Raw genomic sequence first — 722 nt, 5'->3', positions numbered from 1 at the left:
GATATGCTTGATGATCAGCATGATGCCCCACCAGAACCATGGTAGGTACACCTCGCCCGTGCCCTTCTGCATGGCCTTGATAATGCCCTTGGCGATCTGCTCAGGCTTGGCCCACAGCGGCCCGCCTTTATCGAGCTCGGCGGTCATAGGGGTATCGACGAAACCAGGCTTGATGGTCACCACGTCGACATTGCTCTTGGCCAGCCGGTTGCGTAGGCCCTGAAGAAACAACGTGACCATGCCCTTGGCGGCGCCATAGACATAGTTGCTCTGCCGCCCCCGATCGCCGGCTACCGAGCTGATCACGGCGATCACGCCGTGCTGCTGCTGCTCGAAGCGGATGGCAAGCAAGGTCAGCAGGTTGATCACGCTCAGCGCGTTGGTCTCGATCTCCTGGCGGGTCTTGGCGACATCCGCCTGGCAGGCTTGCTGGTCCGGCAAAGTGCCGTGGGCGATCAGCACGCCATCGATGCCCCCCAGTGCTCGCTCGCCAGCGTTGATAAGCACAGCATGTTGATCGCTGTCGGTCAGATCGGCCACAGCCCCATCGACCTGCTGTTGGGCGCTGGCCCTTACCTTGAGATCATCAATAAGAGCCATCAGCTTGTCGCGGTTGCGCCCCACACAGTAGAGGGAGGCGCCCTGGGCAACCAACTGCCGGGCGGTCTGCTCGGCAATGGCGGAGGTCGCCCCGAAGAGGATTACACGATTGAGAGAGTTCA

Annotated in this window: 1 protein-coding gene; it reads right to left on the bottom strand. The window is 61.2% G+C overall.

From position 1 onward, the window contains the following. A partial coding sequence (locus tag OP496_RS18230) for an SDR family oxidoreductase (RefSeq protein ID WP_280565408.1) occupies window positions 1–722 on the bottom strand: 722 nt, incomplete at both ends.

It is taken from the genome of Chromohalobacter sp. 48-RD10, from assembly GCF_029889785.1.
In the GTDB taxonomy this organism is placed as follows: Bacteria; Pseudomonadota; Gammaproteobacteria; order Pseudomonadales; family Halomonadaceae; genus Chromohalobacter.
This window is presented reverse-complemented; position numbering and strand designations above follow the sequence as displayed.